The 14,047-nt window shown below is 63.6% G+C and carries 12 protein-coding genes; all 12 read left to right on the plus strand.

Annotated elements, in window-relative coordinates; all coding sequences use genetic code 11:
- Window positions 1-4: 4 nt before the first annotated feature.
- The 12 genes from DUGA2_RS15190 to DUGA2_RS15245 all read left to right on the plus strand — a co-directional run bounded on the left by DUGA2_RS15190 (window position 5) and on the right by DUGA2_RS15245 (window position 14,030).
- Window positions 5-1,906: an ATP-binding cassette domain-containing protein gene (locus tag DUGA2_RS15190; protein ID WP_070270104.1), complete on the plus strand. Its 1,902-nt coding sequence runs from the start codon at window positions 5-7 to the stop codon at window positions 1,904-1,906.
- 195 nt (window positions 1,907-2,101) lie between these two features.
- The gene (locus DUGA2_RS15195) at window positions 2,102-2,764 is read left to right on the plus strand and encodes a CAAX prenyl protease-related protein (RefSeq protein WP_070270107.1); all 663 of its coding nucleotides are present in this window, start codon (window positions 2,102-2,104) and stop codon (window positions 2,762-2,764) included.
- Window positions 2,765-2,805: 41 nt separating this feature from the next.
- A complete protein-coding gene (gene epsL / locus DUGA2_RS15200; RefSeq protein WP_070270109.1) occupies window positions 2,806-4,032 on the plus strand; it encodes an XrtB/PEP-CTERM-associated polysaccharide biosynthesis outer membrane protein EpsL in 1,227 nt (408 codons plus the stop codon).
- A gap of 9 nt (window positions 4,033-4,041) precedes the next feature.
- Window positions 4,042-5,424, plus strand: coding sequence for an undecaprenyl-phosphate glucose phosphotransferase (locus tag DUGA2_RS15205; RefSeq protein ID WP_008446392.1), 1,383 nt, complete (start codon window positions 4,042-4,044; stop codon window positions 5,422-5,424).
- A gap of 148 nt (window positions 5,425-5,572) precedes the next feature.
- Window positions 5,573-6,547, plus strand: coding sequence for an EpsD family peptidyl-prolyl cis-trans isomerase (locus tag DUGA2_RS15210; protein ID WP_070270110.1), 975 nt, complete (start codon window positions 5,573-5,575; stop codon window positions 6,545-6,547).
- A 42-nt stretch (window positions 6,548-6,589) separates the two neighbouring features.
- On the plus strand, window positions 6,590-7,378 hold the full coding sequence (epsE, locus tag DUGA2_RS15215; RefSeq protein WP_070270112.1) for a polysaccharide export protein EpsE: 789 nt from the start codon (window positions 6,590-6,592) through the stop codon (window positions 7,376-7,378).
- A gap of 52 nt (window positions 7,379-7,430) precedes the next feature.
- Window positions 7,431-8,840, plus strand: a complete 1,410-nt coding sequence (gene epsF, locus DUGA2_RS15220; RefSeq protein WP_070270114.1) for a chain length determinant protein EpsF — start codon at window positions 7,431-7,433, stop codon at window positions 8,838-8,840.
- Between the two features lie 13 nt (window positions 8,841-8,853).
- A complete protein-coding gene (epsG, locus tag DUGA2_RS15225) occupies window positions 8,854-9,729 on the plus strand; it encodes a chain length determinant protein tyrosine kinase EpsG (protein ID WP_070270263.1) in 876 nt (291 codons plus the stop codon).
- An 8-nt stretch (window positions 9,730-9,737) separates the two neighbouring features.
- Window positions 9,738-10,643, plus strand: a complete 906-nt coding sequence (xrtB, locus tag DUGA2_RS15230; protein WP_373994836.1) for an exosortase B — start codon at window positions 9,738-9,740, stop codon at window positions 10,641-10,643.
- Entirely contained in the window at window positions 10,640-11,323 is a 684-nt protein-coding gene (gene epsI / locus DUGA2_RS15235) for an exosortase-associated protein EpsI, B-type (RefSeq protein ID WP_070270118.1), read from the plus strand. Before xrtB ends, epsI begins: the two co-directional genes overlap by 4 nt.
- Window positions 11,324-11,350: 27 nt before the next feature.
- Window positions 11,351-12,967, plus strand: coding sequence for a hypothetical protein (locus DUGA2_RS15240; RefSeq protein ID WP_070270119.1), 1,617 nt, complete (start codon window positions 11,351-11,353; stop codon window positions 12,965-12,967).
- Window positions 12,960-14,030 carry an acyltransferase gene (locus DUGA2_RS15245; RefSeq protein WP_070270121.1) on the plus strand — a complete coding sequence of 357 codons (1,071 nt, stop codon included), beginning with the start codon at window positions 12,960-12,962 and terminating at the stop codon, window positions 14,028-14,030. Before DUGA2_RS15240 ends, DUGA2_RS15245 begins: the two co-directional genes overlap by 8 nt.
- Window positions 14,031-14,047 lie beyond the last annotated feature (17 nt).

Consider the following 14,047-nt stretch of genomic DNA (forward strand, 5'->3'; position numbering starts at 1 on the left):
TACTATGGCAGTCATCTCTCTTTCCTCAGCGCAACTGGCGTTCGGCCACGTCGCGCTCCTCGATCATGCTGAATTCTCGCTGGAAACCGGCGAACGCGTCGGCCTGATCGGACGCAACGGCACCGGCAAGTCGTCGCTGCTGAAAATCATCTCCGGCCGCTTCAAGCTCGACGACGGCCTGCTGGTCATGCAGCAGAACATCAAGATCGCCTATGTCGAGCAGGAACCGGTGTTCGATCCCGAGATGACGGTGTTCGACGCCGTCGCCTCCGGCATGGGCGAGCTGCCGGCGCTGCTGAAGGAATACGATGCGCTGACCGGCCAGTTCGGCCAGGGCAACGACGACGCCGTCATGGAGCGCATGCACGACGTGCAGGTGCTGCTGGATGCGGCCGACGCCTGGAGCCTGCCGAACAAGGTGGAAACCGTGCTCGACCGCCTTAACCTGACCGGCGACATGCTGATGAAGACGCTGTCGGGCGGGATGCAGAAGCGCGTGGCGCTGGCGCGCGCGCTGGTGTCGGCGCCGGACGTGCTGCTGCTGGACGAACCGACCAACCACCTGGACTTCACGTCCATCCTGTGGCTGGAAGGCTTGCTGCGCGATTTCAAGGGCAGCGTGCTGTTCATCACCCACGACCGCTCCTTCCTCGACAACGTCGCCACCCGCATCATCGAGCTCGATCGCGGCCGCCTGCTGTCCTTCCCCGGCAACTTCACCACCTACCAGGCCCGCAAGGCCGAGCTGCTGGAGAACGAGGAAGTGGAAAACGCCAAGTTCGACAAAGTGCTGGCGCAGGAGGAAATCTGGATACGCAAGGGCGTCAAGGCCCGCCGCGTGCGCGACGAAGGCCGCGTGCGCCGCCTGGAGGCGCTGCGCCTGCAACGCGCCGCGCGCCGCGAACAGCAAGGCCAGGTCAAGCTGGAGGTGGCGTCGGGCGAGCGTTCCGGCAAGATCGTGGCGGAACTGGAAAACATCAGCAAGAGTTTCGGCGACCGTGTGATCGTCAGCAATTTCACCGGCACCATCCTGCGCGGCGACAAGGTCGGCCTGATCGGCGCCAACGGCGCCGGCAAGACCACGCTGCTGAAAATGATCCTGGGCGAGCTGGAGCCGGACAGCGGCAGCGCCAAATTGGGCACCAAGCTGCAGGTGGCGTACTTCGACCAGATGCGCACCCAGCTCAACGAGGAAGCCAACCTGATGGAAACCATCGCCCCGGGCAGCGACTGGGTCGAAGTCAACGGCGCCCGCAAGCATGTGATGAGCTACCTGAACGACTTCCTGTTCGCGCCGGAACGCGCGCGCTCGCCGGTCAAGTCGCTGTCCGGCGGCGAGCGTAACCGCTTGCTGCTGGCGCGCCTGTTCGCCAAGCCGGCCAACTGCCTGGTGCTGGATGAGCCCACCAACGATCTGGACATTGAAACCCTGGAGTTGCTGGAGGAATTGTTGGAAGACTACCCGGGCACCGTGTTCCTGGTCAGCCACGACCGCACCTTCCTCGACAACGTGGTAACGCAGGTCGTCGTGGCCGAAGGCGGGGGGCAATGGCGTGAATTCGTCGGCGGCTACAGCGACTGGGAACGCGTGCGCACGGTGGCCGCCCCGACGGCTCCGGCCAAGGCTGCCGCCAAGGCCGAAGCGGCTCCGGCCGCCGCCGCCCCGGCCGCCAAGCAGCGCAAGCTCAGTTTCAAGGAGCAGCGCGAGCTCGACGAGTTGCCGGCGCTGATCGCCCGCCTGGAGGACGAGCAGACCGCGCTGGCGCTGCAGCTGTCCGACCCCGATTTCTACAAGAAAAACGCCGCCGAAGCCAAACGCGTCAACGGCCGCATGGAAGAGATCGAGGCGGAATTGCTGGCCGCTCTGGAGCGCTGGGAAACAATCGAGTCCAATACCCGCGCATAGCTGCGCACGGTAGCAACAAAGTAGGGCGGTTTTGTTGTAGTATGTGCATGGTTTTGAGCTGACGTTGGGCGTCGGCAATTTTCTTTTTATTTCGCACACACGGGACCCGCATGCGCTTCGCCTTGATCACGCCGTTTTCCTCGCCGCTGGCGCTGTTGTCGCAGCCGGGCGCCGCTACCGGGGAGGGCGGGGGTCGTGTTTGAGCCGGCGGCGCTGCGCCGGGTCCTGCCGTTTTTCGTCTATCTCGCCTTCATCTTCGTTGCCGACGTTGCCGAGCGTCTCGGCCTTGGTCCGGCGGAACTGCGCTGGCTTTATCCAGTCAAAATCCTGGCGGTAGTGGCGGCGCTGGCCTGGTGCTGGCGCAGTTACGAGGAATTGCGCGACTGGCGCCTGGGCTGGGGCGGCTGCGCCCTGGCGGTGGCGGTCGGCCTCGTGGTGCTGGTGCTGTGGATTAATCTCGATGCCGGCTGGATGCAGGTCGGCCAGTCGGCCGGCTATGATCCCCGCACCGATGGACAGATCGACTGGCTGCTGGTGGCGATACGCATCGCCGGCGCGGCCCTGGTGGTGCCGGTGATGGAGGAGCTGTTCTGGCGCTCTTTCCTGATGCGCTGGATCGCCCAGGGCGACTTTCTGCGGCTGGACCCGGCGCGCGCCGGGCTGAAGGCGGTGGCAATTTCGGTGGTACTGTTTGGGATTGAGCACAATCTGTGGTTCGCCGGCATGGTCGCCGGCGCGGCATACAGCCTGCTGTACATGCGTAGCCGAAATCTATGGGCGCCCATCGTGGCGCACGGGATCACCAATGGAGCGCTGGGCGTATGGGTAGTGATGACCGGCCAGTGGACTTATTGGTAATATTCAAGCAGTGATACATTGATCAGACAAAGAAAACGATAATGCATAGTCCTGTCCAAACTACTTCCCGCGGCCAGAAGCCGCTGCTGCGCCTGCTGCCGCTGGCGATCCTGGGCCTGGCCGCGCTGCCGGCGCACGCCGAGCTGAGCGATACCATCCATCCTTTTGTTGCTGCCACGTACACGCATGACGATAATTTGTTGCGTTTGGATGACAGTATCCCCAACATTTTCGGGCCGCGCGGCGATAGTATGCGGCAGTTGCAAGTGGGGGCGCTGTTCGATCGCCCGATCGGCCGCCAGGTGCTGAGCGGCCACGCCAAGATGTCCAAAGTCGCCTTCGAGCACTACGATTCTTTCAACTACGATGGCCGCGACTATCTGGCCGACCTGCTCTGGCGCATCGGCAGCCATGTCGACGGACATGTCGGCCTCAACTATGTGCAGACGCTGACCCCGTTCAATGACTACCATTCGACCGAGCGCAATCTGCGCATCCAGCGCCGTTCGTACGGCGACATCAACTGGCTGTTCCACCCGAGCTGGCGTGTCCATGCGGGTTACGAGCGCAGCCGTGCCGAGTACGACCTGACGGCGCAGCGCTTCAACAACCGCACCGACACCACCACCGACGCCGGCATCGATTTCCTGGCCTCCAGCTCGTCGCGCGTGGGGATCTTGCTGCGCCATGTGCGCGGCACCTACGAGTTGCCGCGCTTCTCGGGCGGCCAGCTGTTCGATAACGGCTTCGAGCAGGACGAGGTCAACGCCAACGTCAACTGGGTGTTCAGCGGCACCACGCAGTTCCAGCTGCTGGGCGGCTATGCGCGCCGCACGCACGCGGCGCTGACCTCGCGCGACTCCAACGGCCCGACCGGCCGCGCCACCTTCATCTGGTCGCCGGCGTCGCGCCTGCGCCTGACGTTCTCCGGCTGGCGCGTGTACGAGGCGGTCGAGGGCAACGTCGTCAACAACAGCTTGAACAAGGGCGCCAGCGCTTCGGCGTCGTGGGATTTGTCGACCAAGATCATGGCGACGGCGCGCGTGCAGCGCGAGCGGCGCGACTTCAACGCCGCCTCCGGCGCCCAGTTGCCGCCAGGCGCCAGCGACAGCGGCAACTCCCTGCAGGCCGGCCTGACTTATATGCCGACGGTGCACTCGCAGATCAGCCTGAACGCCAATCGCCAGCGCCGCACCGGCAGCCCGCTGGTCGGCTCCGGCAGCTACCTGGCCAACACGATTTCGCTTAATGGCAGTATTCAGTTCTAGAAGAAAAATATGACGGTCAACGATATCCCCTTAATTTCGTTCTTCCAGCGGGTGCTCGACCCGCTGCTCATCATGGGAACGTTATACCTGTTTTCGGTGGGCTTCAACCAGCCTTTCACCGGTTACGACCTGATCCTGATGACCTTGTCATATTTCATCACGTCGTCGGTGTACCAGCACGTCGACCCCTATCGCACCTGGCGCAGCGGCCGCATGTGGGCCTACGGCCGCGACGTCATCGTCGGCTGGGTCATCTCGGCGGCCATCCTGATTTTCCTCGGCATGGCCAGCGGCCTGACGCGCCACTACAATGCGCGCCTGGTGCTGGCCTGGTTCGTGGCCACGCCGTTCCTGCTGCTGGCCAGCCACCTGGCGGTGCGCAAGCTCGGCAGCTCGCCCGGCAACGCCAGCGAGGTGCGCTCGGTGATCATCGTCGGCGCCAACGACGTCGGCCTGAAGTTTGCCTCGACCATCGAGAAGAACCCCAACCTGTTCATGGCCGTGCGCGGCTTCTTCGACGACCGTACCGAAGACCGCCGCCCGCCCGGCATGCAGCACCCGATGCTGGGCAAAATGGTCGACATTCCCGGCTTCGTCCGCGAAAACAACATCAAGATGATCTTCATCAGCCAGCCGATCTCGGCCCAGCCGCGCATCCGCACGCTGGTCGACGAGCTGCAGGACACCACGGCCTCCGTGTATTTCTTGCCGGACATCTACATCTTCGACCTGATGCAGGCGCGCTTCGACAACGTCGGCGGCATGCCGGTGATCGCCATCTGCGAAACGCCGTTCACCGGCTTCAACAGCATGATCAAGCGCGTCAGCGACATCGTGCTGGGCACGCTGATCCTGATCGGCCTGCTGCCCATCATGCTGGTCATCGGCCTGAGCGTGAAACTGTCGTCGCCGGGGCCGGCCATCTTCCGCCAGCGCCGCTACGGCCTGTACGGCGAGGAAATCATCGTCTACAAATTCCGCTCGATGACGGTCAGCGAGGACGGCGCCAAGGTGGTGCAGGCCACCAAGAACGACCAGCGCGTGACGCGGGTCGGCGCCTTCCTGCGTAAGAGTTCGCTTGACGAACTGCCGCAATTCATTAATGTGTTGCAGGGGCGGATGAGCATCGTCGGACCGCGCCCGCACGCCGTGGCGCACAACGAGCAGTACCGCAAGCTGATCAAGGGGTATATGTTGCGCCACAAGGTCAAGCCCGGCATCACCGGCTGGGCCCAGGTCAACGGCCTGCGCGGCGAAACCGCCACGCTGGACAAGATGGAGGCGCGCATCCAGTACGATCTGGATTACCTGCGCCGCTGGTCGCTGCTGCTGGACCTGTGGATTATTGCCCGTACTGTATTGGTTGTTGCCCAGCGGGAAAATGCACATTGAGAACCAGGCGCCGCCCGATATTGTGGCGCTTTTAAAAATAAACAGCGTTGTCTAACGTAAAATTAAGTGTCATTCTTTATAATAACGCAATACCTCGTTCCGGGCTTCAGGCTGCCCGCTTTTTAGAATGTACTTGGAAGGAATAATTTTGAACGCTACTACCGGTGTTGTTGTACGCAAGGATGTCCCATCGAAACAGCGCGTACTGTGCGCTGCACTGCTGCTGGTCGCTGCGGCAGGCCTGACTGCCTGCGGCGGCAGCAAGGATAAAAAGCCTGGCCAGTCGTTGGCCAGCGTCAATGGCGAAGAAATCACGATCACCCAGTTGAACGAGGAACTGCAGCGCGCGAACGTGCAGGCCGCCCAGCAGGAAGCCGCCAGCAAGCAGTTGCTGGAGTCGCTGATCGACCGCCAACTGCTGCTCAACGAAGCCGCCAAGGAAAAACTGGACCGCGATCCCAAGGTAGTGCAGGCGATCGAACGCGCCAAGGCGCTGATCATCGCCCAGTCGTACATGCAAAAGCGCGTCGGCACCATCACCAAGCCGACCAAGGAAGAGATCGCCGAGTACTTCAACCAGCATCCGGAATTCTTCTCGCAGCGCAAGCAGTTCGACATGAAGGAACTGATCATCGCCACCAGCGCCATGACGCCGGAGCTGAAAACCGCGATGGACGGCGCCAAGTCGCTGGAAGAAGTGGCGGCCTGGCTGGACACCAACAAAGTGGCGTTCACCCGCGCCCAGATCGCCCGCACCACGGCCGACCTGCCGCCTGAGCTGAGCAGCAAGCTGCAGTCGCTGCCGAAGGGCCAGCTGTTCATCATCAAGGAAGGCGAGCGCAGCCTGCTGATCCAGATCACCGATATCAAGGACGCGCCGCAGACCCTGGCCGCGGCGGAAAACCAGATCGGCCAGTTCCTGTTCAATAAGAAGAGCAAGACCGCCGCCGACGCCGAACTGGCCCGCCTGCGCGCCGCCGCCAAGATCGAGTACCTGAACAAGTCGGCCGCGTCGGCCAGCGCCTCGGCATCGGCGGCAGCGTCGGCCCCGGCCCCGGCCGCCGCGGCGCCGGCAGCGAGCGAAGCCGATTCGAACGCGCGCGGCGTGGCCGGTCTCAAATAATAAGTAGCAGTGTTTTTATAACTAGAATGGAATGGGCGAATCATGAAGCGACTTGCAATGTGGATGGTGGCCGGCATGCTGGCCTTGTTGGCGCAGACCGCCGGCGCGGCTGACGTGCTGCTGGGGGCGGGCGATGTGGTCAAGGTGTCGGTGTACGGCAACCAGGACTTGTCGCTGGAGACCCGCGTCAGCGAGGCCGGCACGATCACCTTCCCGCTGATCGGCACGGTCGAGCTGGGCGGACTGACGGCGGCGGCGGCGGAAAAGAAGATCGCCGGCATGCTGGAAAGCGGCGGTTTCATCCGTAAAGCCCAGGTCAACCTGCTGGTGACGTCGCTGCAAAGCGCCCAGGTGTCGGTGCTGGGCGCGGTCAACCGTCCTGGCCGCTATCCGATCGAAGGCAAGCGCACGCTGATGGACATGCTGGCGCTGGCCGGCGGCTTCGGCGGCGACGGCGGCGATGTCGTCAGCCTGATCCGCAAGCGCAACGGCGTCACCACCAAGGATGCCATCGACGTCGTCGACATGGTCCGCGGCAACGACTTCAACCGCGATTTCGAAGTCATGGGCGGCGACATCCTGTACGTCGAGCGCGCGCCGCGCTTCTACATCTACGGCGAAGTCCAGCGCCCGGGCCCATTCCGCCTGGAACGCCAGATGACGCTGCTGCAGGCGCTGAGCACCGGCGGCGGCCTGACCCCGCGCGGCACCGAGCGCGGCATCCGCATCAAGCGCCGCGACGCCAAGGGCGTGCTGCAGGTGATCGAAGCCAAGCAGGATGACCTGGTCCAGGTGGACGATGTGATCTATGTGAAAGAAAGCCTGTTCTAACGCCGGCTATACCGTCGTTGTCTAGCCTACGTATTTTGAAAAGAGAGTGGCCATGAATTTTTCCCAGTTTTTCCTGATTTTGCGCGCGCGAAAATGGATATTTCTGATTACCTTGCTGGTGACAGTCACCGTTACCGCCGTTATCAGCCAATTGCTGCCTAAGACGTATAAGGCCACCAATTCGTTGCTGCTCAACTACAAGGGGGTCGACCCCCTGACCGGCATGGCGATGCCCAGCCAGCTGTTGCCAGGCTTTATGGCGACCCAGGTCGACATCATCACCAGCAAGAACGTCGCGCTGCGCGTGGTGGACCAGCTCAAGCTGGCGCAAAGCCCGGCGGTGGTGGCCCAGTTCAATGAAGCCACCGGCGGTCAGGGTTCGGTCGAACACTGGCTGGCCGATCTGCTGCTGGCCAAGCTGGAAATCGTGCCGTCGCGCGAAAGCAGCGTGATCGACATCAGCTTCAAGGGCAGCGACCCGCAGTTCGTCGCGGCCGTGGCCAACGCCTTCGCCGAGCAATACCAGCGCACCAGCATCCAGTTGAAGGTCGACCCGATGAAAAAGGCTTCGGCCTACTTCAACGAGCAGACCAAGCTGTTGCGCGACAATGTCGAACTGGCGCAGAGCCGCCTGTCGAAGTACCAGCAGGAGCACGGCATCGTCAGCGTCGACAACCGTCTCGACGTCGAATCGAACCGCCTGAACGACCTGTCGGCGCAGCTGGTTGCCGCCCAGGGCCAGGCCATGGAAGCGGCTTCGCGCCGCAGCATGGCGCAGGGCACCCAGTCGGCCGAGTCGCCGGACGTGGCCACCAATCCGCTGATCCAGAACCTGAAGGTCGGCCTCGGCGCCGCCGAGACCAAGCTGGCTGAACTGGCACAGCGCCTGGGCACCAACCATCCGCAGTACCAGAGCGCCAAGACCGAGGTCGATAAGATGCGCAGCGAGCTGGCGGTGCAGATGAAGATCACCTCCAACAGCGTGGGCAACAACGCCGCCATCCTGGCCCAGCGCGAAGGCGCGATCCGCGCCGCGCTGGCCGAGCAGAAGAACAAGGTGCTGGAACTGAACCGTACCCGCGACGAAATGAACGTGCTGGCCAAGGACGTGGAAAGCGCCCAGCGCGCCTTCGACGTCACCTCGCAGCGCTTCTCGCAGACCAAGATCGAAGGCCAATCGGACCAGTCCGACATCTCGGTGCTCAATCCCGCCATCGTGCCGGTGGCGCCGTCCGGTCCGCGCGTCTTGCTCAACACCATGCTGGCCGCCTTCCTGGGTTCGCTGCTGGGCCTGGGCTTCACGCTGCTGGCTGAAATGATGGACCGCCGCGTGCGCTCCGGCGACGACCTCGGCGACGTGCTGGGCATCCCTGTGCTGGGCACCATCGAATGGAATGCGCCGGCACAAAAACGCTTCCGCGCGATCAACTCCGTTTTGCCGCGCAATATGCGCTTGAATTAATATGGACGACAAGATGAATCAGCAATCGACCCCCATCATTTCCCCGGTGGTGCAGCCGGCCCGCGATTCCAGCATCGGCGGCTTGCTGCTGGAGTCCGGCAAGATTTCGCCGGAGAACGCCGAGCGCGTATTGCGCATGCAAAAAGAACTGGGCATGCGCTTCGGCGAGGCCGCCATGCGGCTGGGACTGATCACCGAAGAAGACATCCAGCAAGTGCTGGCGCGTCAGTTCGATTATCCCTACCTGCTGCAAGGCGAGAGCAAGTACGCCAACGAACTGGTGGCGGCCTACAAGCCGTTCAGCCAGCAGGTGGAACAGCTGCGCGCCGTGCGCAGCCAGCTGATGCTGCGCTGGTTCGCGCGCGGCCGCAAGGCGCTGGCCGTGGTCGGCATCAATCCGGGCGACGGCGCCAGCCTGTTCGCCGCCAACCTGGCCATCGTGTTCTCGCAGCTGGGCGAAAAAACCCTGCTGGTCGACGCCAACCTGCGCACCCCGAAGCAGCAGCAGATCTTCAACATCCAGTCGCGCCAGGGCTTGTCGGACATGCTGGCCGGCCGCGCCGGCCACGACAGCATCGCCAAGATCGAATCCTTCGTCGCGCTGTCGGTGCTGGGCGCCGGCACCTTGCCGCCCAACCCGCAGGAACTGCTGAGCCGCGCCTCGTTTGCCGGCCTGGGCAATGAACTGGAGGCGAATTTCGACGTGGTGCTGTACGACACCCCGTCGTTCTCCATGGGCTCGGATGCGCTGGCGGTCGCTGCGCGCGTCGGCGGCGTGCTGCTGGTGGCCCGCAAGAACCACACGCAGGTGGCCGACATCCACGCGATGCAAGAGCAGATGGCGCACAGCGGCGCCGAGGTGGTCGGTTCGGTGCTGGTCGACTTCTGATGAAACCCATGACGCAAACCACCAACAAGACGGGTATCGCGATGCCGTCCCGCACCATCGTGCTGGAGTGGGCGCCCATTGTTTTCGGCTTCCTGTTGCTGTTCGTGCCCACCATGGTCACGTTCAGCGACGTCTGGATGCACGAGGACCAGGCCCACGGCCCCATCATCCTGGCGTTGTCGAGCTGGCTGATCGCGCGGCGCGGCAAGGAAATCCTGGCGCTGCCGCCGGTCTCCGGCGTGCCGGTGCTGGGCTGGCTGTGCTTTGTGGCCGGCATGCTGTGCTACATCGTCGGCCGTTCGCAGGAAGTGCTGGCCGGCGAAATGCTGGGCTTCATCTTCACGCTGGCCTCGGTGATCCTGATCAAGTTCGGCGTGCGCGCGCTGCGCATCGTCTGGTTTGCGTTCTTCTTCATGCTGTTCATGGTGCCGCTGCCGGGCACGCTGGTGGCGATGCTGACCATGCCGATGAAGATGGCGGTCTCCTATGTCACCGAACACCTGCTGTTCTGGGTCGGCTATCCGATCGCCCGCAGCGGCGTGATCCTGCAGATCGGCCAGTACCAGCTGCTGGTGGCGGACGCCTGCGCCGGCCTGCAGACCCTGCTGGCGCTGGAGTCGCTGGGCCTGTTCTACCTGAACGTGGTGCAGCACACCTCGGCGTTCCGCAACATCGTGCTGGCGATCCTGATCATCCCGATCTCGTTCACCGCCAACGTGCTGCGCGTGATGACGCTGACGCTGATTACCTATTACTTCGGCGACGCGGCGGGGCAGGGCTTCCTGCACGGCTTTGCCGGCATGGTGCTGTTCGTCAGCGCGCTGGTGCTGATCCTGAGCCTGGACACCTTCCTGCAATGGCTGGTGCGCAGGCATGAATTGAAACGTGGCGCGGGCTTAAAGGCGGTCGTATGAACAAATCTATCGTCACCGGAGCGGTGTTGTGCGGCTTGATGGTGCTGACCTCGTGGACCGCGCAGGCGGTCAAGCCGACGACGCGGCTGTCGGACCTGCACCAGAAAATCGTGCTGGCCGACGTCATACCGACCCGCTTTGGCGGCTGGACGGAAGACGTCAACCAGGTGTCGGCGGTGATCAATCCGCAGGTCGACGCCGAGATCAAGAAGATCTACGCGCAGACCCTGTCGCGCACCTATGTCAACAAGGACGGCGAGCGCATCATGCTGTCGATCGCCTACGGCACCGACCAGCGCGACAACCTGGCCGTGCACTATCCGGAAGGCTGCTACGGCGCCCAGGGCTTCAACGTCTCGCCGGTGCACTATGAGAGCATGAGCTCGCGCTCCGGCGACATTCCGGCCACGCGCCTGGTGGCCTCGCTGAACAACCGGGTCGAGCCGATCACCTACTGGATCGTGGTCGGCGAAAAGGCCGTGCGCAATTCCTGGGAACTGAAAAAAGCCCGCCTGTCGTACGCGCTCGATGGCCTGATCCCCGATGCGACGCTGATACGGGTGTCGAGCATCAATGCCGACAGCGCCGTGGCCTACCGCCTGCAGCAGGGTTTCGTCGATGACATGCTGGCTGCGGTGTCGCCGACGATGCGCGCGCATTTCAGCGGCCACGCGCATTGAAACAGGGCCGTTTGAAGCGAAAGCGATATGAATTTCTTTAGAAAACAAGCCACGCCCGCGCTGCCGTCGGGCGGCTATTATGCGCCGCGCCGCAAGCGTATGCTGCCCAGCCTGCCGGCCATGCTGGCCGGGCTGGCCTTGCTGTTGGTGGCCGCCTTTGCCGGCCTGATCGCGCCGATGGGCGGCGTCAAGCTGACGCTGGTGTTTGCCGGCGTGCTGCTGGTGATCCCGGTGGTGTGGTTCCTCAGCGCCAAAAACCTGCTGCCCATCCTGTTGGTGTTCATTTTCCTGATCCAGGGGCCGTGCGCCAGCATCCTGCACATCCGCGCCATCCTGTGGGTCGGCAGCTGCCTGGCTTTCCTGTTCCTGCTGCGCACCGTGCTGGAAATCCTGCTGACCAAGCTCGGCCGGCGCATGCCGAATGTGCCCTGGGGCGGCGCCGCCGGCATCGTCATCGCCGCCGCGATCTACCTCGGTTTCTTCTTCTTCGGCTTGGCCATCGGCAAGGCGACCAAGTTGCAGATGTTGTCGTCGATCCGTTTCGGCGTGCCGATGTTCGGCGTGCTGATGGTGCTGGCCTTTACGCCGTTCACGGAAAAACGCCTGCTGATCATGTGGCGCCTGATCATCGGCATCATGCTGCTGCAATTGCCGGTGGTGTTTTACCAGCACTTCTGGGGCATGGGCCTGATCGGCTGGGATGCCGTGGTCGGCACCTTCGGTCCCGGCATGAGCGCGGTGATGGTGGTGTTCTCGATCGCCGCGCTGATCTACGCGCTGGCCTGCTGGTCGCGCGGCCTGATGCCGTTCTGGCAGCTGGCCGTGGTGTTCGTGTTTGCCATGGCGAACATGCTGCTGGGCGAGGTCAAGGCGATTGTGTTCTGGATGCCGCTGGCGCTGGTGCTGACGCTGCGCACCCGCCTGCTGCGCAATGTCGGCACCTTCATCGCCTACGGCTGCCTGCTGGCGGTGTTCATGGCGGGAACGTTTGCCGCCTACAAGGCCATGTACTGGGGCGAGCAGGGCTCGTCCGGCAACACGGTCGAGCAAAAGCTGGAGCATACCGGGGGCTACTTCTTCGACCCGTACGAGATTCAATACGGCACCGGCGAAGTGGGCCGCTTCGCCTCGCTGTACATCTGGTACCGCGATCCGACGCCGGACGCCATGGGCCGCCTGATCGGCTTCGGCCCCGGCGCCAGCGCCGACGGCGAGTCGACCGGCCGCGGCGTGATCGCCATGCGCTACCGCCCGCTGCACATCGACTCCACCACGCTGACGGCGCTGCTGTGGGACCTGGGCGTGCTGGGGGCGCTCAGCTTCGTGCTGATACCGGTGCTGGCGGTGCTGGCCGCGGTCAGGTATCTGCGGCGCGGCGGCGGCAGCCTGCACCAGCAGGCGATGGTCGACGCCAGCGCGGTCACTCTGGTGCTGATGATGACCACCCTGATCTACAACCGCACCTTGCTGGTGGAGACGTCCAGCCAGCTGCTGTTCCTGTTCTGCGCCGGCTGCATCGTGCAAATGTGCCGTTTCAGCGCCGCCAAGGCGCCGGCTCCGGCGCCGGCCGCCGCCAAGCGTCCTTACGGCCCGTCGTCCGCCATGCGGGCGCTGCCCGTGGCCGGAGGCGCGCGTCATGGTTGATGCACACGCCCGCATGCAATCCCTCGATGGATTGCGTGCGGTATCGATCCTGCTCGTGGTCTGTTCGCACGCCTGGCTCAGCCACGTCATCCCGGGCGGCCTGGGGGTGACGATCTTCTTCTTCATTTCCGGCTTCATCATCACCCGCGTGCTGCTGGCCGAATACGCGGCCACCGGCGGCGTGTCGATCCATAAGTTCTATGTGCGCCGCCTGTTCCGCCTGATGCCGGCGCTGAGCGTCTACCTGCTGGTGTCGCTGCTGCTGATGGCGGGCACCGGCCAGCCGTTGAAGCTGATGGATTTCGTCGCCGTCCTGCTATATTTCGCCAACTTCTACCAGGTGTTCGTCGGCTTCGCGCAAGACACGCTGATGTCGCCGCTGCGCATCACCTGGTCGCTGGCGATCGAAGAACACTATTATTTCGTCTATCCGGCGCTGTTCGCCGCGCTGGTGGCGCGGCCGCGCGCCTTCCTGCAGCTGATCGCCGCCTGCGTCGTCGCCGTGCTGTGCTGGCGCATCTACCTGGTCTGGTCGATGGGGCTGAGCGAATTCACGGTGGTGCGCGTCTACATGGGCACCGACACCCGGGTCGACGCGATCTTCTTCGGCGCCGGCTTTGCGCTGCTGTGCGCGAATTTCCCGCGCGTCGACACGGCCTTGCGCGGCAGCGTGGCGTTCTGGTGCGGCGCGCTGCTGCTGCTCAGTACGCTGGCCCTGCGCAGCGACCTGTTCCGCGAAACCCTGCGCTACACCCTGCAGGGGATAGCGCTGGCGCTGATGTTCAACCGCCTGCTGTTTGTCGACTCCGTGGCCAGCCGCTTTCTGTCGCTGCCGCTGATGTCGTATATCGGGCGCATCAGTTATTCGCTCTACCTTTATCACTGGCTGATGCTGGGACTGGTGTCCATGCTGATGCCGGGCTATGGCGTGGTCGCCAAATGGGCGGTGTTGATGCCCCTGTCTTTCCTTTCGGCCCATCTGTCTTATCGATATGTGGAAAAACCCTTCCTACGCCTCGGCAGGACGCTGCTGGCGAGCAAGCAGCCCCTGGGCCTGGCATGAACCCATGTTGCAACAGT

Source organism: Duganella sp. HH101, from assembly GCF_001758795.1.
In the GTDB taxonomy this organism is placed as follows: domain Bacteria; phylum Pseudomonadota; class Gammaproteobacteria; order Burkholderiales; family Burkholderiaceae_D; genus Rugamonas; species Rugamonas rivuli.

Coding starts and splice junctions, on each gene's coding strand:
- DUGA2_RS15190 (WP_070270104.1), top strand. CDS start 5: ATGGCAGTCATCTCTCTTTCCTCAGCGCAACTGGCGTTCGGCCACGTC.
- epsL (WP_070270109.1), top strand. CDS start 2,806: ATGCATAGTCCTGTCCAAACTACTTCCCGCGGCCAGAAGCCGCTGCTG.
- DUGA2_RS15205 (WP_008446392.1), top strand. CDS start 4,042: ATGACGGTCAACGATATCCCCTTAATTTCGTTCTTCCAGCGGGTGCTC.
- epsE (WP_070270112.1), top strand. CDS start 6,590: ATGAAGCGACTTGCAATGTGGATGGTGGCCGGCATGCTGGCCTTGTTG.
- epsF (WP_070270114.1), top strand. CDS start 7,431: ATGAATTTTTCCCAGTTTTTCCTGATTTTGCGCGCGCGAAAATGGATA.
- epsG (WP_070270263.1), top strand. CDS start 8,854: ATGAATCAGCAATCGACCCCCATCATTTCCCCGGTGGTGCAGCCGGCC.
- xrtB (WP_373994836.1), top strand. CDS start 9,738: ATGACGCAAACCACCAACAAGACGGGTATCGCGATGCCGTCCCGCACC.
- epsI (WP_070270118.1), top strand. CDS start 10,640: ATGAACAAATCTATCGTCACCGGAGCGGTGTTGTGCGGCTTGATGGTG.
- DUGA2_RS15240 (WP_070270119.1), top strand. CDS start 11,351: ATGAATTTCTTTAGAAAACAAGCCACGCCCGCGCTGCCGTCGGGCGGC.
- DUGA2_RS15245 (WP_070270121.1), top strand. CDS start 12,960: ATGGTTGATGCACACGCCCGCATGCAATCCCTCGATGGATTGCGTGCG.